Annotated in this window: 19 protein-coding genes and 1 riboswitch; of the genes, 8 read left to right on the forward strand and 11 right to left on the reverse strand. The window is 67.0% G+C overall.

Annotation, left to right across the window (positions count from 1 at the left end; genetic code table 11):
• Positions 1 to 92: 92 nt before the first annotated feature.
• Both DWV11_RS12230 and DWV11_RS12235 read right to left on the reverse strand, forming a co-directional pair.
• Positions 93 to 914 (reverse strand): M23 family metallopeptidase, encoded by an 822-nt coding sequence (locus DWV11_RS12230; RefSeq protein WP_115789202.1) that lies wholly within the window; start codon positions 912 to 914, stop codon positions 93 to 95.
• A gap of 2 nt (positions 915 to 916) precedes the next feature.
• A riboswitch (cyclic di-AMP (ydaO/yuaA leader) is annotated at positions 917 to 1,122 on the reverse strand.
• Between the two features lie 113 nt (positions 1,123 to 1,235).
• Positions 1,236 to 1,931 (reverse strand): iron-dependent transcriptional repressor DtxR, encoded by a 696-nt coding sequence (locus DWV11_RS12235; RefSeq protein ID WP_115789203.1) that lies wholly within the window; start codon positions 1,929 to 1,931, stop codon positions 1,236 to 1,238.
• A gap of 290 nt (positions 1,932 to 2,221) precedes the next feature.
• On the opposite strand from DWV11_RS12235, the gene serC reads away from it, so the two are divergent.
• Entirely contained in the window at positions 2,222 to 3,352 is a 1,131-nt protein-coding gene (serC, locus tag DWV11_RS12240; protein WP_115789204.1) for a phosphoserine transaminase, read from the forward strand.
• A gap of 112 nt (positions 3,353 to 3,464) precedes the next feature.
• Here serC and DWV11_RS12245 read toward each other — a convergent pair whose 3' ends face one another.
• Genes DWV11_RS12245 through DWV11_RS12255 form a run of 3 tightly spaced genes read right to left on the reverse strand, consistent with a single transcriptional unit; the run spans position 3,465 to position 5,828 of the window.
• Positions 3,465 to 4,751 carry an MFS transporter gene (locus DWV11_RS12245; RefSeq protein ID WP_115789205.1) on the reverse strand — a complete coding sequence of 429 codons (1,287 nt, stop codon included), beginning with the start codon at positions 4,749 to 4,751 and terminating at the stop codon, positions 3,465 to 3,467.
• A gap of 44 nt (positions 4,752 to 4,795) precedes the next feature.
• Positions 4,796 to 5,437: a DUF3027 domain-containing protein gene (locus DWV11_RS12250; RefSeq protein ID WP_115789206.1), complete on the reverse strand. Its 642-nt coding sequence runs from the start codon at positions 5,435 to 5,437 to the stop codon at positions 4,796 to 4,798.
• A gap of 7 nt (positions 5,438 to 5,444) precedes the next feature.
• Positions 5,445 to 5,828: a cold-shock protein gene (locus DWV11_RS12255; RefSeq protein WP_115789207.1), complete on the reverse strand. Its 384-nt coding sequence runs from the start codon at positions 5,826 to 5,828 to the stop codon at positions 5,445 to 5,447.
• A gap of 169 nt (positions 5,829 to 5,997) precedes the next feature.
• Between DWV11_RS12255 and DWV11_RS12260 the strand changes: the two genes are divergently transcribed.
• From DWV11_RS12260 to DWV11_RS12270, 3 genes are read left to right on the forward strand one after another with little or no spacing between them, the layout of a single operon-like run.
• Positions 5,998 to 6,213: a hypothetical protein gene (locus tag DWV11_RS12260; RefSeq protein ID WP_115789208.1), complete on the forward strand. Its 216-nt coding sequence runs from the start codon at positions 5,998 to 6,000 to the stop codon at positions 6,211 to 6,213.
• 41 nt (positions 6,214 to 6,254) lie between these two features.
• Positions 6,255 to 8,732, forward strand: coding sequence for a helicase-associated domain-containing protein (locus DWV11_RS12265; protein ID WP_115789209.1), 2,478 nt, complete (start codon positions 6,255 to 6,257; stop codon positions 8,730 to 8,732).
• A gap of 8 nt (positions 8,733 to 8,740) precedes the next feature.
• Complete coding sequence (locus DWV11_RS12270) at positions 8,741 to 10,387, forward strand: DNA repair helicase XPB (RefSeq protein WP_115789210.1); 1,647 nt, start codon at positions 8,741 to 8,743, stop codon at positions 10,385 to 10,387.
• A gap of 18 nt (positions 10,388 to 10,405) precedes the next feature.
• Here the strand turns inward: DWV11_RS12270 and DWV11_RS12275 are convergent, their stop codons facing one another.
• Positions 10,406 to 11,365: a LysR family transcriptional regulator ArgP gene (locus tag DWV11_RS12275; protein ID WP_115789211.1), complete on the reverse strand. Its 960-nt coding sequence runs from the start codon at positions 11,363 to 11,365 to the stop codon at positions 10,406 to 10,408.
• Positions 11,366 to 11,434: 69 nt separating this feature from the next.
• On the opposite strand from DWV11_RS12275, the gene DWV11_RS12280 reads away from it, so the two are divergent.
• The gene (locus DWV11_RS12280; protein WP_245953589.1) at positions 11,435 to 12,214 is read left to right on the forward strand and encodes a LysE/ArgO family amino acid transporter; all 780 of its coding nucleotides are present in this window, start codon (positions 11,435 to 11,437) and stop codon (positions 12,212 to 12,214) included.
• Between the two features lie 38 nt (positions 12,215 to 12,252).
• On the opposite strand, the gene DWV11_RS12285 is transcribed toward DWV11_RS12280, so the two are convergent.
• Positions 12,253 to 12,459: a hypothetical protein gene (locus DWV11_RS12285; protein ID WP_115789212.1), complete on the reverse strand. Its 207-nt coding sequence runs from the start codon at positions 12,457 to 12,459 to the stop codon at positions 12,253 to 12,255.
• A gap of 167 nt (positions 12,460 to 12,626) precedes the next feature.
• Between DWV11_RS12285 and DWV11_RS12290 the strand changes: the two genes are divergently transcribed.
• The 3 genes from DWV11_RS12290 to DWV11_RS12300 all read left to right on the forward strand — a co-directional run bounded on the left by DWV11_RS12290 (position 12,627) and on the right by DWV11_RS12300 (position 15,317).
• On the forward strand, positions 12,627 to 13,337 hold the full coding sequence (locus DWV11_RS12290) for a response regulator transcription factor (RefSeq protein ID WP_115789213.1): 711 nt from the start codon (positions 12,627 to 12,629) through the stop codon (positions 13,335 to 13,337).
• A 2-nt stretch (positions 13,338 to 13,339) separates the two neighbouring features.
• Positions 13,340 to 14,878, forward strand: a complete 1,539-nt coding sequence (locus DWV11_RS12295; protein WP_210725733.1) for a sensor histidine kinase — start codon at positions 13,340 to 13,342, stop codon at positions 14,876 to 14,878.
• A 148-nt stretch (positions 14,879 to 15,026) separates the two neighbouring features.
• Positions 15,027 to 15,317, forward strand: a complete 291-nt coding sequence (locus DWV11_RS12300; RefSeq protein ID WP_115789214.1) for a WXG100 family type VII secretion target — start codon at positions 15,027 to 15,029, stop codon at positions 15,315 to 15,317.
• Between the two features lie 109 nt (positions 15,318 to 15,426).
• Here the strand turns inward: DWV11_RS12300 and DWV11_RS12305 are convergent, their stop codons facing one another.
• The 4 genes from DWV11_RS12305 to DWV11_RS12320 all read right to left on the reverse strand — a co-directional run bounded on the left by DWV11_RS12305 (position 15,427) and on the right by DWV11_RS12320 (position 20,077).
• The gene (locus DWV11_RS12305) at positions 15,427 to 16,437 is read right to left on the reverse strand and encodes an RNase H family protein (protein WP_115789215.1); all 1,011 of its coding nucleotides are present in this window, start codon (positions 16,435 to 16,437) and stop codon (positions 15,427 to 15,429) included.
• Between the two features lie 202 nt (positions 16,438 to 16,639).
• Entirely contained in the window at positions 16,640 to 18,268 is a 1,629-nt protein-coding gene (gene groL, locus DWV11_RS12310) for a chaperonin GroEL (RefSeq protein WP_115789216.1), read from the reverse strand.
• Positions 18,269 to 18,563: 295 nt separating this feature from the next.
• Positions 18,564 to 19,823: an ABC transporter substrate-binding protein gene (locus tag DWV11_RS12315; RefSeq protein WP_245953591.1), complete on the reverse strand. Its 1,260-nt coding sequence runs from the start codon at positions 19,821 to 19,823 to the stop codon at positions 18,564 to 18,566.
• A gap of 50 nt (positions 19,824 to 19,873) precedes the next feature.
• The gene (locus DWV11_RS12320; RefSeq protein WP_115789218.1) at positions 19,874 to 20,077 is read right to left on the reverse strand and encodes a cold-shock protein; all 204 of its coding nucleotides are present in this window, start codon (positions 20,075 to 20,077) and stop codon (positions 19,874 to 19,876) included.
• Positions 20,078 to 20,175 lie beyond the last annotated feature (98 nt).

The following is a 20,175-nucleotide window of genomic DNA, read 5'->3' on the forward strand; positions in this document are numbered from 1 at the left end:
GATGCGGTTTAGACGGTACAGCAATTCAGATCGAATGTCACATTCAGGTCACGGCAGGTGACAATCATGCGAGAGATCACCATCAGATCGGGCTACAGCCAGCCCAGGGGCTCGACCACGTCGCCGTTGACCATGACCTCGAAATGCAGGTGGCAGCCGGTGGAAGCGCCGGTAGTGCCGCTGAGGGCGATCACGTCCCCGCGGTTGACACTCTGGCCCACCGAGACGTTGAACGACGACAGGTGGTTGTAGGTGGTTTCCAGGCCGTTGCCGTGGTCGATCACCACCCGGTTGCCGCCGCCGTAGGGGTGCCAGCCGGCGAAGGTGACCTTGCCGGAGGCCGCTGCGAAGACATCGGTGCCGCACTGTGCCGCGAAGTCACGGCCGCGGTGGAACTCGCCGTAGCCACCGGTAAACGGATCGATCCGGTAACCGAAGGGCGAGACGGAAACCATGCTGGACAGCGGTGCGCCAAGGGTGCCCTTGGACGATTCGACCTGGACGGAGCCGGCCGACTGCGCGCTGAGCAACTGGCGGAGCTTGGCGTCCGGATCGGCCTTGGTGGAGACGGCCATGCGGCTGAAATCGACCTTCGCGCTGGCGGAAACCGCAATTTCGGGCTGCGAGCCTGCCGCCAAAGCGGCCGCGGAGGAGCCGCCTTCGGAAGCAGTCAGGGCCCCGGTTCCCGGGAGCGCCACGGTCATGATGAGACCGGTGGCAGCTAGCGCAACGCCGGCCTTTTGGCCCACGCCGCTCGCGGCGGCGAAGTCCGCCACCTGCTGCAGCGGGCTCCTGCGGCGGCGGGTGCCGGCACGGGAATCACGAGGCAGGTCGACCCTTGCGACGGCCCGTGGCCGCAGCTCAGCAACGGGACCGGACGCACGCCTGCGGCCCCTGGTGTTCTGCGTGGTCAAAAGGTTCCTCTCTGGAAGCCTGCGAGGTTAGCTGTCGGATTCAGGTCAGAGAGTGCATAGACCTGGCCCGCAGAAAAGGCACGCGGCACAGGGGTATCCCCGAAAGGCCCTGCGTAACGTGCTTCCCGTGCGGACTTCACCCCAAGGCTGCCTTCCGGCAACCAGCGATGGTTCCCCCGCCCCTGCCAATGAACGGATTAATCCACCTGTTCCGCTGGCAGGGTTCGACTGCGGATCAGGTAACGCTTTGGTATCGGCGCTCGTACCCAACTATAGGTGATTAATACCCTCAGTAATAAATTCGTTATCTTCGCCGGCGGGTCAGTCGACGGTCACAAAGACGTGCGCGGCGACTTCCGGCGGCAGCTCCAGGGCACCCTCAATGCCAGGGACGCGAACAGAGATGTAGTCCCCCACCCGGGCAAGGGACACCTGCGCACCGGGGCGGATGCCGCCCTCATCCAGCTGGACCAGGAGCTCGGGCTCCACCTGGATGGGTTCGGCCAGTCGGCTGACCACTACGCGGGCGTCCGGGGCGTAGTCGTCCATGGCCTGCAGGAGGTTCACGACGCCGTCACCGAACGGGAGCGCAGGGGTTCCGCCAATGGCTTCGAGCCCCGGGATCGGGTTGCCGTACGGGGACTCGGTGGGGCGGTCCAGGAGTTCATAGAGCCTGCGTTCGACGCGCTCGCTCATCACGTGCTCCCAGCGGCATGCCTCATCGTGGACGTAGGCCCAATCCAGGCCGATGACGTCAGCGAGGAGCCGTTCGGCGAGCCGGTGCTTGCGCATGACCTCGGTGGCGCGCTTGCGCCCGGCCGGAGTCAGTTCGAGGTGGCGGTCATTGGAGACGACGACGAGACCGTCCCGTTCCATACGGCCCACCGTCTGGGACACCGTGGGGCCGGAGTGCCGGAGGCGTTCGGCGATGCGGGCACGAAGAGCCACGATGCCTTCTTCTTCGAGCTCCAAGATGGTTCGAAGATACATCTCAGTGGTATCGATCAGATCCGTCATCAAGCTCAGCTCCTCGAGCGCAGTATCTTGCGTATTTTCCACCGTACCGCAAGCAGTACGGCGGCCGATTCGCGGGCATTCCGACCCGCGCTCCGGGCTCCAGCCTAGCTTATTTGGAATTACTCTTGATAATTCCGGGCGATGCCACGGGACACATTCGCCGGGGCGTGGCGCACTGTGACAGCCCGGTTCTGAGCTGCCCGCGAAGTCAGGCAGAATTGGGGAGGCGATGGCGCACTTCTGCCACCCGCCACGAACCACCTGGCCCGCAACACCATTGGAGCTAAACCGTGAGCGAGAACAGCATCACTATCCCGGCAGACCTGAAACCTCTGGACGGCCGGTTTGGCGCCGGGCCTTCGAAGGTCCGCCCGGAGCAGATCGAAGCCCTCTCCGCAGCCTCCACAACCATCCTCGGCACCTCGCACCGCCAGGCACCGGTCAAGAACCTGGTGGGTTCCGTCCGCGAGGGCCTGAGCGAATTCTTCCGCGCTCCCGAGGGCTACGAGGTGATCCTCGGTGTCGGTGGCTCCACTGCGTTCTGGGATGTCGCCAGCTTCGGCCTGGTAGAGAAGAAGGCACAGCACTTGTCCTTCGGTGAGTTCGGCTCCAAGTTCGCCGCGGCCACCAACAAGGCCCCGTTCCTGGAGGCTTCCTCCATCATCAAGTCCGAGCCGGGCACCCGCCCCGTCGCTTTCGCCGAGGCCGGCGTCGATGTCTATGCCTGGCCGCAGAACGAGACGTCCACGGGCGTCGCGGCGCCCGTCAAGCGGGTTGACGGAGTCGACGACGGCGCGCTCGTCCTGGTGGACGCCACCTCCGCCGCCGGCGGCCTCGACGTCGACGTTGCCGAAGCCGATGTGTACTATTTCGCCCCGCAGAAGAACTTCGCGTCCGACGGCGGCCTGTGGCTTGGCTTGTTCTCCCCGGCCGCGCTAGAGCGCGCTGCCCGCATCAAGGCCAGCGGCCGCTGGATCCCGGACTTCCTGGACCTGCAGACCGCGATCGACAACTCCAAGCTGAACCAGACCTACAACACGCCGTCGCTGACCACGCTGGTCACGCTGGATGCCCAGATCCAGTGGCTGAACAAGAGCGGCGGCCTGGACTTCGCCGCGAAGCGCACCGCGGACTCCGCACAGCGGGTCTACCAATGGGCCGAAGCCTCCGAGTTCGCCACCCCGTTCGTGGCCAAGGCCGAGGACCGCTCCAACGTCATCGCCACGATCGACTTCGACGACTCCGTGGACGCTGCCGCCATCGCCAAGATCCTGCGCGCCAACGGCATCGTGGATACCGAGCCGTACCGCAAGCTGGGCCGCAACCAGCTGCGCATCGCCACTTTCGTTGCCATCGAGCCCGATGACGTCTCGGCGCTGCTGGCCAGCATCGACTACGTGGTGGGCGAACTGCGCAAGTAGCACACCGACTGCAACGGCGCCGCTCCGGGTTTCCCGGGGCGGCGCTTTCTGTAAGAACGCTGTGCTTGTGGAGACAGGCCTTGTGGAGACAGGCCTTGTGGAGCTTAGCGGGCTAGGACCGGTGCGGTGCCTCGCCGGCTGGCACAGAGGCTATCCGGAAGACCCGCAGCCCCCTCGCGCTCCGGTCGAACCGCAGGCGGAGCTGCCGCGCCCTGACAATCCAGACAAGTCCGACGACGGCGGCGGAGATGCCTGCCGCTGCGGCGACGCCGAGGGACCAGCGCGGCCCGGCCACGTTGGCGATCCAGCCCACCAACGGCGCCCCGACGGGTGTTCCGCCCATGAAGATCGCCATGTAAAGCGCCATGACGCGGCCACGCATCACCGGATCGGTAGTGGATTGCACATAGCCGTTGGCGCTGGTGATCATGGTCAGCGCGAACAGGCCCACCGGCACGAGCGCAAAGCCGAACAAGGTGTAATCGGGTGCTAGGGCGGCCAGGAGGCTGGCCACCCCGAAGGCCCCGGCGGCCCCGAAGATCAGGCGCAGGCGCGGACGTCCCCGCCTGGCCGAGAGCAGTGCGCCGGCCACCGAGCCGATGGCCATTACCGAATTCATCAGCCCGAAGGCGCTGGCGTCCATGCCGAATTCCGTGCCTACCATCGCCGCGATGAACAGGACGAAGTTCAGCCCTAGGGTGCCCATGATGAAGATCGCAACGAGGACCACCACGATGTCCCGGCGGTGGCGCACGTAGCGCAGGCCCTCAAGGATGCGGCCCTTGCCTGCCGCGGCACGGGGCTGGACGCGCAGGGTGTTCATGGGAATCACAGCCAAGGCCAGGATCATCGCCAGGAACGTCACGGTGTTCAGCAGGAAGACCCAGCCCGGGCCCACGACGACGGTGAGCACGCCCGCGACGGCCGGACCGATCATGCGGGCGACATTGAAGGAGGCGCTGTTGAGCGCCACGGCGTTGGCCAGGGAGTCGTCGCCCACGAGTTCGGAGACAAATGTCTGACGGACCGGGGCATCCAGGGCGGACACCAGGCCCAGCAGAAGGGCGAAGAGGTAGACGTGCCACAGTTGCCCGGCCCCGGCCACCACCAGGATTCCCAGGCCCGTGCTCAGCAGGGCCATGAGCCCCTGGGTCAGGAAGAGCAGGCGCCGGCGGTTGTAGCGGTCCGCGAGCAACCCGGCCCAAGGCGCCAGGAAGAGCTGCGGACCCATCTGCAGGGCGAGCGTGATGCCCATGGCCCCGGCGTCATGGTTGCTGAGGTGGTCGAAGACCAGCCAGTCCTGGGCGGTGCGCTGCATCCAGGTCCCGACGTTGGAGACCAAGGCGCCCAGGAACCAGACCCGGTAGTTGCGTATGTGCAGGGACCTGAAGGTGGACATCAGTTGCCGCCTTCATCCGGATCACCTGCAGGACGCCCCAAGACCTATTCAGCCTCGGTTTCGCCGTCGCCGGCAGCGTCGTCGGGTTCATCGGCGTCATCGGAGACTTCAGAAGCATCTGCACCGTCGTCGTCAGCGTCCTCGGAGATGTCTCCGGCATCGGACGGTTTGCCGCCGCCGGCACCGATGCCGCCGGCGTCGTCCGAATCGCCCGCCGGAACGGGGGCCTCATCTTCGGGACGGACGCGCTTGGCCCACGGAACCCATTCGGGGGCCAGTATCGATTCCTCCGAGGGCAACAGCCCGAGTTCGCTTACCGTGACAGTCTTCGAGCGGGAATTGCGGGTCACCACGGCGTACCACTGCCAGCCGCCGTAGCCGGGCAGGCGGGACTCGAAGAGGTGCGTGACCACCCGCTCGCCCTCGGACTTCGCCGCGATGTGCGGGCCGATCTCGCTGTCCTTCGCGATGGTGGCCACCGCTTCGCGGGCGACGTCGACGGCGGCAGCCAGGAAGGCGTCCGGTTTCCCGACCCGCCACACCGGGACGCCGGCGCGCGGTTTGGCTGCCGGAGCCTTCGACGGGGCTGCCTGGGGGGTGGCCGCAGCGGTCTTCCGCGCGGAAGCACCACCTGCCGCCGCTGCGGGAGCGTCGGCCTGGCCGGCTTCTACGGATTCGGAAGTCATGGGTGGCCTAGGCCTCGAGCTCGTCGGCAACCTTGCGGAGGGCAGCCGCGATGGCCTTGCCCTTGGCACCTTCGGGGTACTTGCCCGCGGAGAGGCTGCCGGACAGCTTGTCGAGCACGGAGACGAGGTCCTGGACCACAGGGGCGAGCTCGCGGGCGCCCATGCGCTTGGCCTTGGCAACGGAAGGCAACTTGTCCAGCACACGCAGGCCAAGGGCCTGGGCGCCGCGGCGGCCATCGGCCACGCCGAACTCGACCCTGGTTCCGGCTTTGAGTTCGCTTACGCCTGCGGGAAGCGCCGATTTGGGCAGGAACACTTCCTGGCCGTCTTCGGCCGCGAGGAAGCCGAAACCTTTGTCCTTGTCATACCACTTGACCTTGCCGGTGGGCACGTATTCAACCTTCTTCGTTCTTGCGTGGAGGCACGGCCGGCAGTTCACCGCATCCGCAGGGTCCTGCGGGATCAGGGGCGATTGCCTGCTCCGTGTTGGTCTGTTCCCTTAAGGTTATCGTGCCGGGCAGCGATCCCGCGCTTTGGGACGGGCTGTTAGCGTTGCTTCCATGAGTATCACCGGCTACCGCCGCCCCCTGACGATCGCTGCCGCCGTCGTCGCTTTGCTGTCCCTGGCCGCCGTGGGTGGGGTCATGGCGATCGCAGCCGCGGGCAGTGCCGCCCCGGTCTGGATGACGTCCGTGGCCCTCTACGGCCTGCCGCTGGCCTTCCTCGGGATGCTCGTCCTGGTGGTGGACGCCGTGTTCCAGCGCCGCCGGAAATAAGGCAGGTCACGCTGGCTCCTGCGGGCGGTAACGTTGAAGTGATGTCCCTCATCCGCGCGCTCAGCAAAGACCTGGAAGCGCGCAGCGACGATTCGCTGCGGGCCCTGTTCGCCGCGCGGCCGGACCTTATTTCACCCGCGGCCCCGGACTTCGCGGCCCTCGCCGCACGGGCCAGCGCGCGCGTGAGCGTGCAGCGGGCCCTCGAACGGCTGACCAAGCCCGAAATGCAGGTCCTGGAAGCATTGCACCTGTGCACGAACCCGGACACCGGCCACGGCGTTTCCGCGGCCGGGCTCAAGAAAGCGATCGCCGGGGCCACCCTGACGGCGCTCGAAACGATCCTGCACCGGCTCGGGGACCTGGCACTCATCCACCGTTGCGAACCGCCCGCCGGCACCCATCCGCCCGTGTCCAGGCAGCGCTTCTACCTGCCGGTGGGGAGCCTGAAGGACGTGGTGGGCATCTACCCGGCGGGCCTGGGCCGCAGCTACACGGAACTGGTACGGCTGCAGCCCGCCTTCGCGCAGCGCGTGGTCCACCTGGTTGCCGAGCTGCGCCGCAGCGGGGCGGCCGTGCCGGAAGCAGCCACCCCCATGGAAGCCGCCCTCGCCCTGCAGCGCTGGACCTCGGGGCCGAAGGCCCTGGACCACATCCTCGCCGGCGCCCCGGAACGGACCCGTGCCCTGCTGGACAAGTTCGGGAACTGGGCCATGGGTGCCGTGCCGCAGGCCCAGCGCATGGCCTCGATCGGCAACGAAGGCCCCGACGTCGGCCCTGTCGACTGGCTGCTGGCCCGCGGCCTGCTGGTCCCCCTGGACGCCTCCCACGTGGAGCTTCCGCACAGCGTGGGCCTGGCGCTGCGCAACGGCATGATCGTGGACCATTTCACCGTGCGGGCCCCGCGGCCCGAATTAGGCCTCACCAGCGCCCTGCTCCGCCGGAACGCGGCCCTTGGCGCCATCGCCGAGGCCCTGCGGCTCCTCGGCGAGCTGCTCGCGGCCGTGCGCGAGCAGCCGCTCGCCACACTACGCAGCGGCGGCGTAGGTGTGCGCGAACTGAAACGCCTCGCGGACCGGCTCCGGCTGGAGATACGCGAGGCGGGCCTGTTCCTGGAACTCGCCGCACTCGCCGGGCTCCTGCGCCTGGACGTGGACAGCTCAACCTGGATCCAGCCGCCCGGGCTGGAATGGCTCGCCTTGCCCCGCCAGGAACAATGGCTCTGGGTGGTCAATGCCTGGCTGGCGAGCGAACGGGCGCCCTCCCTGGTGGGCCAGGCAGTATCCGCATCCGCCGGCCACCAAGGCAGGCCGAACTCCGCCGGTACCACCATCAACGCCCTGTCCGCCGAGGCCCAGCGTCCGGACGCCCCGCTGATCCGCCGTCGCGTGCTGGACATCCTGCAGGAGCTCACCGCGGAGGCGTCCGCCCCTGATGGCAGGGCCCCCGTCCTGGACGCGCGCTCCGTGCTGGAACGCGCGGAGTGGTCCCAGCCCCGGATGGCCCGCCGCTTCAGCTCCCTGGTGCCCGGGATCCTCCACGAAGCGGAGCTTCTGGGGCTCATCGGTTCCGGCGCGTTTACCCAGCTCGGTGCGGCAATCGCCACCGAAGACCCGGACCGGGCCTTGGAAATCCTTGGCGAGCACCTGCCGGCCGCCGTCAACCACGTGCTCCTGCAGGCCGACCTCACCGCAGTGGCGCCGGGGTACCTGGCGCCGGGACTCGGCGAGCGCCTGACCCTGCTCGCCGATGCCGAGGGGCAGGGCCCTGCCACCATCTACCGTTTCTCCGAGGCTTCCATCCGCAGGGCGCTCGACGCCGGCCAGGACGCCGCGTCCATCCTGCAGTTCCTGAGCGAACACTCCGCCACGGACGTTCCCCAGCCGCTGGAGTACTTGGTGCAGGACACTGCTTCCAGGCACGGAAGGCTGCGCGTCGCCAGCAGCGCCAGCTTCATCCAGAGCGACGACGAAGCCGCCATCGCCGAACTCCTCCTGGAGGCCGGCACCTCGAGCCTGGGCCTGGTCCGGATCGCGCCCACCGTGCTGACCTCCGCGGCGAGCCCCCGGGAAACCGCAAGGGTGCTGCGCGAGCTGGGACTGTCCCCCACCGTGCAGGAGCCCGAGCCCGCCGTCGTACGTTACAAGCGGACCGCCGCCGTCGCCGGAAGCGCACGGCCGGTCTATTCGGCGCCCCGATCGGCGCCCGCAGAGGACGACGTCGAAGCACAGCTTGCGGTGCTGCGGCACCGGCGGGGCGGGGCGGCGGAGACCTCCGGCGAGGCATCCGCGCAACTCGGACTGGAGGCCCTGCAGCGGGCCATCCGGCTGAAGCAGGCAGTCACCATGAATGTGGTGGACGGGGAGGGGAATTCCAACAGCGAAACGGTTGTTCCTGTCTCCGTCTCCGGTGGTAGGGTCCGGGTGTTCGACCCCGCCCGGGACACCGAACGGGTGCTGTCCATCCACCGGATCGTCGACGTCGAACCCGCGGCCGGGCAGGCCGCCAAACCACACAAGTAAGGAGCAGAGTGAGCGACGGTCCGCTGATTGTGCAGAGCGACAAGACCATCCTGCTGGAAGTGGACCATGAACTCGCCACCGAGGCCAGGCACGCCATTGCGGCATTCGCCGAGCTGGAGCGCGCCCCGGAGCACGTACACAGCTACCGGCTCACTCCGCTCGGGCTATGGAACGCCCGGGCAGCGGGGCTGGACGCCGAAAAGGTACTGGATACTCTCCTGCGGTATTCGCGTTTCCCGGTGCCCCATTCGCTGCTGCTGGACGTCGAGGAAACGATGTCCCGCTACGGGCGGCTGCGGCTGGAGAAGGACCCGCAACACGGACTGGTGATGCGCACGGACGACTATCCCGTATTGGAGGAGGTCATCCGCGCCAAGAAGATCGCTCCCCTGTTGGGACCGCGGATCGACGGCGAAACCGTGGTGGTGCACTCCTCGCAGCGCGGGCAGCTCAAGCAGTTGCTGCTTAAGCTGGGCTGGCCGGCCGATGACCGCGCCGGCTATGTGGACGGGACGCCGCACCTGATCAGCCTGAACGAGGACGGCTGGCAGCTGCGCCCCTACCAGAAGCTGGCCACGGAGAACTTCTGGTCCGGCGGCAGCGGGGTGGTGGTGCTTCCCTGCGGGGCGGGCAAGACCATCGTGGGAGCGGCCGCCATGGCCACGGGCTGCACCACCACGCTGATCCTGGTGACCAACACTGTGGCGGCCCGGCAGTGGAAGGACGAGCTGCTCCGGCGGACCACTCTCACCGAGGACGAGATCGGCGAATACTCCGGTTCCGTCAAGGAAGTCCGGCCGGTGACGATTGCCACCTACCAGGTTCTCACCACCAGGCGCGGCGGGATCTATCCGCACCTTGAGCTCGTGGACGGGCATGACTGGGGCTTGATCATCTATGACGAGGTCCACCTCCTGCCCGCGCCGATTTTCCGGATGACAGCAGACCTCCAGGCCCGGCGCCGCCTGGGCCTGACCGCCACCTTGGTCCGCGAGGACGGCAGGGAAGGCGAGGTATTTTCGCTCATCGGGCCCAAACGGTACGACGCGCCGTGGAAGGACATCGAGGCGCAGGGCTACATTGCCCCGGCCGACTGCGTGGAAGTGCGGGTGGACCTGCCGCGGGATGAGCGCGTCGCGTATGCGATGGCCGAGGACGCCGACAAGTACCGTCTGTGCTCGACGTCGGAAACCAAGACCGCGCTCGTCGAACAATTGGTCGCTGCACACCCCGGCGAGCAGTTGCTGGTGATCGGGCAATACATCGACCAGCTCGACGAAATCGGCGCGCGCCTGGATGCCCCGGTGATCAAGGGCGAAACCTCCGTGCGTATGCGGCAGAAACTGTTCGATGCCTTCCGGGCCGGAGAAATCAATACCCTGGTGGTGTCGAAGGTGGCCAACTTCTCCATCGACCTGCCGGAGGCTTCCGTGGCCATCCAGGTTTCGGGTTCCTTTGGGTCCCGGCAGGAGGAAGCGCAGCGGCTCGGCCGGCTTCTGCGCCCCAAGAAAGACGGCCGGGCGGCACGCTTCTACGCGTTGGTTGCCCGGGACACCCTGGACCAGGATTTCGCCGCGAAGCGCCAGCGTTTCCTGGCCGAACAGGGGTACGCCTACCGGATCATGGACGCGAAAGACGTCGGCGCGGCGGGCTGAACAGCCGCGCCCCTGGCGTCACCGGCGGCGGGGCCGCGCAGCTTCGGGGGCCAGCAAGTACTCGGCGGCGGTGGCCCGCACCACCTCGCTGATGGTGTCCAGCAGCGGCGAAGACGTGCGCCAACGTTGCCAGTACAGCGGCACGTCGAAGGGACGTTCCCGGGCCAGCTCCACCAGGCGCCCTGCATCAACCTCCGGCCCGCATTGGATTTCGGGGACGAGTGCCCACCCGAGGCCCAGGCGAACGGCGTCGAAGAAGTCCTGCGACGCCGGAACGTAGTGCCGCGGCCCCCGCGCGGGCCGTGCCGCACGGCTGCGAGACTTGCTGAACAGACCATCGAGGAAGGCGTCCTGGTACGTGTCCTTCCGGTCGAAGTCGACGGCGGGAGCAGCGTTGAGCAGCTGCGGATCCAGCCGGCTACCTGCCTTGAAGTCCGGCAGCCACCGTTCCAGGAAGTCCGGTGCGGCCACGGCCCGGTAGCGCATGATGCCCAGGGGTTCCACGCGGCACCCCTGCACGGCCTCGGGGGTGGCCGTCACTGCCGCCATCACATCGCCTGAGCGCAGGAGGCCCGCGGAATGCTGTTCGTCGTCCCGGCGCAGATCGAAGGCCACGTCCAACCCGACGGGCATCTTGGCCAGTGATCGCAGGAACCAGACCGCGAGGGAGTCCGCATTGATGGCGATGGGCATGCTGTGGTGCTCGGTGGCCCCGGCCGCGAGCCCCAGCTCGCGTCCGGCATCCTCTTCGAGCTGCGCCATTTGCCTGGCCAAGCGCAGCACCACTTCCCCGGCTGCCGTCGCCTCGACCGGATTGCTGCGCCGCAGCAGGACCTGTCCGGCGCTGTCCTCGAGGGACTTGAGTCGCTGGGAAACGGCCGAGGCCGTGACGTGGAGGTGCCGGGCGGCGGCCTCGAGGGTGCCTTCGCTGACGACGGCGGAAAAGGTCCGCAACAGCTCGGAGGAAAAGCGAGTCATAAGATCATCTTAGGGATACTAAGAATCTTTAGCTGGTCTAATCATTTGGACCGCCGTAGCGTCAATCGGGTGGAAATCAGCGCAATCATTCATTCAATCGTCCTGGGCTTTGGCACGGGGCTCGCCCTCATCGTGGCCATCGGTGCCCAGAACGCCTTCGTGCTCCGGCAGGGGCTCCTCGGCAGACATGTGGGCGCCGTCGTCGCGGTATGCGCAGGCTCCGACGCGGTACTGATCGCTGCAGGGATCCTCGGTATGGGCGGGCTGGTGGCAGCCGCGCCGGCGGTAGTTGTGGCATTGCGGTACATCGGCGCTGCATTCCTGCTTTGCTACGGCGCCATGGCGGCGCGGCGCGCCTTCCGTCCTCGGTCCCTGCTTCCGCGGGAGGACAGTGGAGACGGGCTGACTGCGCGGGACGGGTCTGCGGGTTCAGGATCGGCGGCTTCAGGATCGGCGGGCTCTGGGTCTGTGGTCTCTGGGTCTGTTGTGCGGGCTACTTCGGGGACCGGCACGTCAAGGACTGCAACTATTGCCCACACCAAGGGCACACACGCCACGGACCTGTCCCCGGCGCTGGCCACCATCCTGGCGCTGACCTGGCTCAACCCCCACGTCTACTTGGACACGCTGGTCCTGCTGGGATCGGTGGCCCATGCCCAAGGCGGGGACCTGCAATGGTGGTTCGGCGCGGGAGCGGCGCTCGGCAGCATCCTGTGGTTCTGTTCGCTGGGCTTCGGAGCCCGCCTGCTGCGGGGGTTCTTTGCCCGACCGGCCTCATGGCGCCTCCTCGATGGCGGCATTGCCCTGACGATGGCCGGCCTGGCGGCAGGCCTCGCATTGGGAAACTGACGCCGGGGACCTGACCCGTCGAGAAACCAAGCGGATCCTCAGGCCACCAGGCGTCCCTCACGGGCCGCCGGAACGGCATCCACCGTCGCCCAGCACTCCGGAGCGGACAGCTTCGAGTCCGCGAAACGCTCGGCCTCGGCCAAGGCATCGAATGTTTCGTGGCCGAGGCGTCCGGACTCCACGTCGAGGTAGTGAACGTGGTATTCGGTGGCGGATCCGGTCTTCGGTGCTGCTTGCTCTGTCATGGCTCCAGTGTGGAACCGGGCACTGACATTTTTGCCCTCCCACCCCGGCGTGTCCGTATCCCGGCGGCAGACGGTCAAAGAGAGCCCCACCGCCGCCGCCCAGAACCTGGACATTCCTCACAACAAGCTTCCAGCAAACTCACAGTTACTGGGAGCACCATGAATGTATGAAGAAGAACGGTCCTGAAGCCAAGCTCCTCGTTGTCGACGACGAACCGAACATCCGCGAGCTGCTCTCCACCTCGCTGCGGTTCGCGGGCTTTGACGTTGTCGCGGCGTCCAACGGACGCGAGGCGCTGGCCGCCGTCGAGCAGCATGCCCCGGACCTCGTGGTCCTCGACGTCATGCTCCCGGATATGGACGGCTTCACCGTCACCCGACGCCTGCGCGCCTCAGGTAAGCACTTCCCGGTGCTGTTCTTGACAGCCAAGGACGATACCGAAGACAAGGTCACCGGCCTCACCGTCGGCGGGGACGACTACGTCACCAAACCCTTCAGCCTCGACGAAGTGGTGGCCCGGATCCGTGCGGTGCTGCGCCGGACGCAACCGCTTGAAGACGACGACGCCGTGCTCCGGGTGGATGACCTGGAGCTCGACGACGACGCGCACGAGGTGCGCCGCGGCGGCACCGTGATCGAGCTGTCGCCCACCGAGTTCAAGCTGCTCCGCTACCTGATGCTCAACCCGAACCGGGTCCTGTCCAAGGCCCAGATCCTGGACCACGTCTGGGAATACGATTTCAACGGCGACGCCTCGATCGTGGAGTCCTACATCTCCTACCTGCGCCGCAAGGTAGACATCGACCCCGATTCCGCAGGCCTCATCCAGACCAAGCGCGGCGTCGGTTACGTGCTGCGGACAGCGGAGAAGCGCTGACCTTGAGCGACCGTTGGAAGTCGGCATCCCTGAAGTCACAGCTCGTGGCGATCATCATGGGCCTGCTGCTCCTGGCACTCGCCGCGACGGGCGCCGGAACCCTGACCCTGGTGCGGAGCTACCTGCAGGACCAAGTGGACGACAAGCTGCGCGCCGCCGTCGACCTCGCGCGACAGCAGCGCTCCTTCGACAAGCTCGAACCCAATCCGGCCGTCCCCACCGACTACTCCCTCATGCTCTTCAGCCCTGGAGCGGCCCCGTACCCGTTCGGCGGCGACAAGAACATCCACCCGGATATCTCCAGCTTCTCCCCTGACACTGCACGCAGCTATGGCCTCCAACCCTTCCAAGTACGCGGCACGGACGGAAACAACTGGCGCGTGGTGGCTGTCGTCGTCGTGGACACCAGCACGGGACAGAACGCGGTGGTGACCGTGGGCCTGCCGCTGACCCCGGTGGACAAGGTCATGGAGCACGCCACTCTCGTGGTGGTCGGTGTCGGGCTGCTGACGCTGGTGCTGGCATTCTTCATTGCCACCTGGACGGTGGGCCGGTCCTTCCGGCCGTTGGTGCGCGTGGAGAAGACTGCCGCGGCCATCGCGGCCGGCGACCTGTCCCGCCGGGTCGAGATCGAGAACCCGGCCACGGAAGTGGGCCGGCTCAGCGCGTCACTGAACGCGATGCTCGCGCACATTGAGACGTCCTTCGCCGCACGTGCTGCCTCGGAGGGCCGGATGCGGCGCTTCGCCGCTGACGCCTCGCACGAACTGCGCACGCCCCTGGTCACCATCCGCGGCTTTTCGGAACTGTACCGGCACGGCGCCCTGGCCACCCCCGAGGACGTCGGCACTGCGATGGGCAGGATCGAAAGCGAAGCCAAGCGCATGGGATCGATGGTCGAGGACCTCTTGATGCTTGCCCGCCTGGACGAACAGCGGCCGTTGCAGCTTAACCCCGTGGACCTGCGGCTGCTGGCGAACGACGCCGTCCTGGACTCCCTGGCGAATTCCCCAGGCCGGGCGTTCTCACTCACCGGAATCGACGGCGGCGCTGCGGCTGCGGCTCCGGTGCTCGGCGATGAGGCGAAACTGCGCCAGGTGCTGGGGAACCTTGTGGGTAACGCCTTGCGCTATACGCCCGAAGGGACGCCGGTGGAGATCGGTGTCGGGGTACGGAGCACCGAGGCCGGCGAGGTTTCCGTCCTGGAAGTGCGGGACCACGGCGCGGGGATCCCGGCGGAAGAAAGGCCGAGGATCTTCGAGCGCTTCTACCGTGCGGACACCTCGCGGACCCGGCAGACCGGCGGAAGCGGACTGGGCCTGGCCATTGTTTCGGCGATCGTCGCTTCCCACGGCGGTACGGTGCGCGTGGAGGATACCGACGGTGGCGGGGCCACGTTGGTGGTCAGCCTCCCCAGACGCGACGGGCTGTCCGGCCAGGGGCTTCCGGAACAGGAATCCCCGGGGCAAGGACGTTCACGGGAGGGCCATTCCGGGCGGGGCCAGGGCGCGGCGGACGCCGCAACAGGGGCTGCTTCCTAGGCGGATGCAGGCCCGGAGTAAGGGATTACGGGAGTTGTCCACATAGCGGCTTCGGGCTCTGGAGGGCCGCAACGGCCGGGCCTAGGCTCATTGACGTGGACCACAGCCAGCCGCATCAGCGGACCCGCCAGAGTCGAAAGGCAACGCCATGACTGTCATTTCCGTCGATACCGAATTGCTCCAGTTGAAGTCATCCAACGTCAAGGCCACGGAGGACCGAATCAGGGCTGACGTCCAGGCCATGAAGCGGGGGCTCGATGAGCTTCAGGCCACGTGGAAAGGCACGGCTGCCAACAATTTCCAGAGCCTGATTGCCGAATGGACACTGACACAGAACAAGGTGGAAGCATCGCTCGCCTCCATCAACCTCGCGTTGTCCACGGCCGCATCCGCCTACCTGCAGACCGAGCAGGGGAACACCCAACGGTTCAGCTACTGACGGAGGCGCAACCACAGGCGCTGGACCCTGCCAAACACAAGGCTCCGATAAGCTGCCACCGAAGCCCTGCGGGGCCAGCCGTCCCCCAGGCAGGCCCCGCAGCTCCCCCTTAGCTCTCGGGTGTCCCCTGGTGGAATCGGAGCCGCCACTGGCCGCGGTCGAGCAGCCAGAGGGAACTGCGCAGGGACGCTCCGGCGCGGGAGCGGCTGCGGTAGTTGAGCAGCATGGAGTTTTCGCTGAGCCGGTCCGCGCTCAGGAGTTCCAGGTCGATGGCCTCTCCGGGATCCTCCTCGAGGGCCATCAGCATTGCGTCCCTCGTCCAGTAACGACCGGAGCTGCCGATCTCCGCGAAGTCCGGGTGCAGGAGGACACCCGTCCTGCCGATGTCCGCGCGGACGTCGGGTCGCAGCAGTTCCCGTTCCAGGCCAAGCACTACGTCCTCGGCCGGGATTTCGCCGGACGGAACGATCTCGTCGTCAAGTTCGCTGAAGAGATCCGCCTGGCCGAAGAGACCTGACTCCCCGAAGAGGGCAGGCTCCGCATGCAACTGCATGGGGGCCGGTGCGGCAACTGCGGGCGCGACAGCCCGGGCTGCCGGTGCCTGTGTCGCGGCAACGGCCGGAACGGCACCGCCGGCGGGCACAGTCTGCGGTGCTCCCGGGAATCCGGGGCCGACGGGGGCGGCGGTTCCTTGCTGGTAGGCCAGGGCTACGGCACGGGCGCGTTCGTCCGCGGCCTCATTGAGGTCGTGGCCGGCGTGTCCCTTGACCCATTCGAAGGTGTACTTGCGGCCTGCGATGGCCTGGTCGATCTCCTTCAGGAGGTCCACGTTGAGCACCGGCTTGCCGTCAGCCTTGCGCCAGCCTTTGCGCTTCCACCCTGCCATCCATTTGGTGATGCAATTGATGACGTACTGGCTGTCGCACAGGATGCGGAGGTCTTCCTGGGGCAGGTGGGCGGTGGACTTGAAGAGGTCCAGCACGGCCATCAGTTCACCCTGGTTGTTGGTGCCGTGCGGCCAGCCTCCTGCCTGCCAACAGGAGTCATCTACGTACCAGGCCCAGCCGGCAGGCCCGGGGTTGCCGAGGGCGGAGCCGTCGGCGGCAGCAATAATCGTCATGTATTCAATCCTGCCAGACCGGACTGACAGCGAAGCCCCCGGGAAAAGCGGCCATGCCGGAGGAGCGGGAAACGCACGACGGCGGCCCCCACCGAAGTGGAGGCCGCCGTCGTGCGTTCTACGGGCGGGCGTTGGGCCCACGCGCCCGAGGGCCCCGCTGTACAACGCGCTCTGCGCGCTGTGCAGCGGGAGGGCGTGGGGACTAGAAGCCGCCCATGCCGCCCATCTCGTCGGCGCCGGGGCCGGCCGGGGCAGCCTTCTCAGGCTTGTCGGCAACGACGGCCTCGGTGGTCAGGAAGAGACCGGCGATGGAGGCGGCGTTCTGAAGGGCAGAACGGGTGACCTTGACCGGGTCGTTGACGCCGGCGGCCAGCAGGTCCTCGTAGACACCGGTCGCGGCGTTCAGGCCATGACCGGACGGCAGGCCGCGGACCTTGTCCACCACAACGCCCGGCTCGAGGCCGGCGTTGAAGGCGATCTGCTTCAGCGGAGCGTCGATGGCAACGCGAACGATGTTCGCACCGGTTGCTTCGTCGCCTTCGAGCTGCAGGTTGGCGAATGCCTTGGCACCGGACTGGATGAGGGCAACGCCACCACCGGCCACGATGCCTTCTTCAACGGCAGCCTTCGCGTTGCGGACAGCGTCCTCAATGCGGTGCTTGCGTTCCTTGAGCTCAACCTCGGTTGCGGCGCCGGCCTTGATGACTGCAACGCCGCCGGCCAGCTTGGCCAAGCGCTCCTGCAGCTTCTCGCGGTCGTAGTCGGAGTCGGAGTTCTCGATCTCGGCACGGATCTGGGCCACGCGGCCAGCGATCTGCTCGGCGTCGCCGGCACCTTCGACAATGGTGGTCTCGTCCTTGGTGACGACAACCTTGCGGGCCTGGCCCAGCAGTTCGAGGCTGGCGTTCTCCAGGCTGAGGCCGACCTCGGAGGAGATGACCTGGCCACCGGTGAGGATAGCGATGTCGGCGAGCTGTGCCTTGCGGCGGTCACCGAAGCCCGGGGCCTTGACGGCGACGGACTTGAAGGTGCCACGGATCTTGTTGACGATCAGGGTGGCCAGAGCCTCGCCCTCGATGTCTTCGGCGATGATCAGCAGCGGCTTGTTGGACTGCATGACCTTCTCCAGGACCGTGACGAGTTCCTTCACGTTGGAGATCTTGGAGTTGACGATCAGGATGTACGGGTCTTCGAGGACCGTCTCCTGGCGCTCTGCGTCGGTGACGAAGTAAGCGGAGATGTACCCCTTGTCGAAGCGCATGCCCTCGGTGAGCTCGAGCTCCAGGCCGAAGGTGTTGGACTCCTCGACGGTGATGACACCTTCCTTGCCGACCTTGTCCAGGGCTTCGGCGATGAGGCTGCCGATTTCGGAGTCGCCGGCGGAGATCGATGCGGTGGCGGCGATCTCTTCCTTGGTCTCGATTTCCTTTGCGGAGTTCAGCAGCTCAGCGATAACGGCGTCAACAGCCTTCTCGATGCCGCGCTTGAGGGACAGCGGGTCAGCGCCGGCGGCAACGTTGCGCAGGCCTTCCTTGACCAGCGCCTGGGCGAGCACGGTAGCCGTGGTGGTGCCGTCGCCAGCGACGTCATCCGTCTTCTTGGCAACTTCCTTGACGAGCTCGGCGCCGATCTTCTCGTACGGGTCGTCGAGTTCGATCTCCTTGGCGATGGAAACACCATCGTTGGTGATCGTGGGGGCGCCCCACTTCTTTTCCAGGACGACGTTGCGGCCACGCGGGCCGAGGGTGACCTTGACGGCGTCGGCGAGGGTGTTCAGACCCCGCTCGAGACCGCGGCGTGCCTCTTCATCAAATGCAATGATCTTGGCCATAACGGCGGTAGTCCTTTCGGGACAGTCGTTAAGAAGGAGCCCTGCAGCGGTGCCCGCGACGGACGGCCAGTTCCTTGCGGCCTCTGTACGCCGCGCAGTCCGGACCTCACCTCGGCAAGGTTTTCTTGATCCCTGGCGACTGCGGCTCCATCGACGGCCGAAACCGGCGAGGATTAGCAGTCAGTGCCAGTGAGTGCTAAGTCAATAATTAGCACTCACCCGGGGAGAGTGCAAGCACAAGGCCGGACGGATGGGCCCCGGCGGGGCCGTGTTCGCCAGGGGTGATCATCCGGGATCAGGTCCCGGCGGCGCGGGTGGCTGTTTCTTTGCCGACCATTTTGGCCGTATTGTCCGGGCCGTAGCTGAAAACCATGTAGTTCGCCGACGTGATGTCGCCGTTCGCGTCAAAGGCGATGACACCCGATTCGCCGTCGTAATCCGGCGTCTTGCCGGCGTTCAGCGCTGCCACGCACTCCCGGTAAGTACCGCACGCGGTCCGTTCCCTCCCGGTGGCGGCCTTCGGCAGCACACCGCCGGAAACCATGGTGAGCGACGCGGCGATGGATGCTCCGGCATCGTCCTCCGCAGCGGCGGCGGCAATGGCCGCGAGGTTCACGGCGTCGAACGTCTCGGCGGCGAAGGTCATGTCCTTCAGTCCGGGGTCGATCCCCACGAGTTCGTTCTGGAAGTCGGTCCCCGGGAAGGTTCCCGGCAGCACCCCGCGGGCGCCGTCCAGTCCGCCGGCTCCCACTTCGCTGCCGTACTGGCGGACGGCACCGTCGCTGAGGAGCAGCTTCTTTCCGGAGATGCCCGCGTCGAGCAGTTCCGCGAGGGCAGCCTGCGCGCCCCGGCGGGCAACTACGACGACGGCGTCCGGCGCCGCATCCCTGAGCGTCGCCACCGCGGATCCTGCCTTGCCCTCGGCGAAGCCCGCCGCCGGCAGGACTTCGATGCCGAGCCGCCGGGCGGCGTCCGCCACCGCCCCGGAAACATCGTTGCCGTAGTCGCTGTCTTCGTGCAGCACGGCAAGGCGCTTCGCACCGCCGCCGTGGGCAAGCTTTGCGAGCACGCTCCCCTGCGCGGAATCGGCAGCGGCGGTGCGGAAGTAGTAGCCACCGCTCTTGTAGCCGCTCAAGACCGTTGCCGCGTTGGCCGGGGAGATCACCGGCACTTTGGCGCGGGAGAGGACGTCGATCGCCGCCGGGGCATGGCTCGAATCGCTGGGTCCAATGACGACGTCGGCTCCGGCTTCGAGCAGGGAGCGGGCCTGGGTCCCGGGGTCACGGTCGAAGTCGGCGGAGTCCGCTGCGGCATTTTGCGGCAGCAACTCCACGGGCTGGCCCTTGTGCCCGCCCGCGGCATTGATCTGTTTGACGGCAAGTTCCGCGGCCGCGAGCTCGGACTCATTCAGGAATGCCGAGTCGCCGGTGTTGTCCAGCAGCAGGCCGATCCGCAGCGTCCCGTCGCCGCTGGCCTCGACGGAATCCAGCCGGGCATTTCCGCTCGGCGCAGCGCATGCGGAGACGCCAAGGACAAGGCCCGAAATAAGTGCCAAGGCCCAAGAACCACGCTTGAGCGCTGGACGCCGGCCGAGGGCTGACTGCACTAGATCAACCGCACGCTTTCTGCCTGCGGCCCCTTCTGGCCTTCGCCGAGTTCGAATTCGACGCGCTGGCCTTCTTCGAGGGCGCGGAAGCCGTCCATCTGGATGGCGGACCAGTGCACAAAGACGTCGTCCCCGGTTTCATCAACAGTGATGAAGCCGTACCCTTTTTCGGCGTTGAACCATTTGACGGTTCCCAAAGCCATGTTCCCCACACTTTCAGTTGCGAGCCGCCTCCGGGATCTCCGGAGCGGCTTCAACCACTGTAACCAAGGTCACCGCCCCCGGGAGGTGCCAAGTCGGT

The organism is Arthrobacter silvisoli (assembly GCF_003369445.1).
Classification (GTDB): domain Bacteria; phylum Actinomycetota; class Actinomycetes; order Actinomycetales; family Micrococcaceae; genus Arthrobacter; species Arthrobacter silvisoli.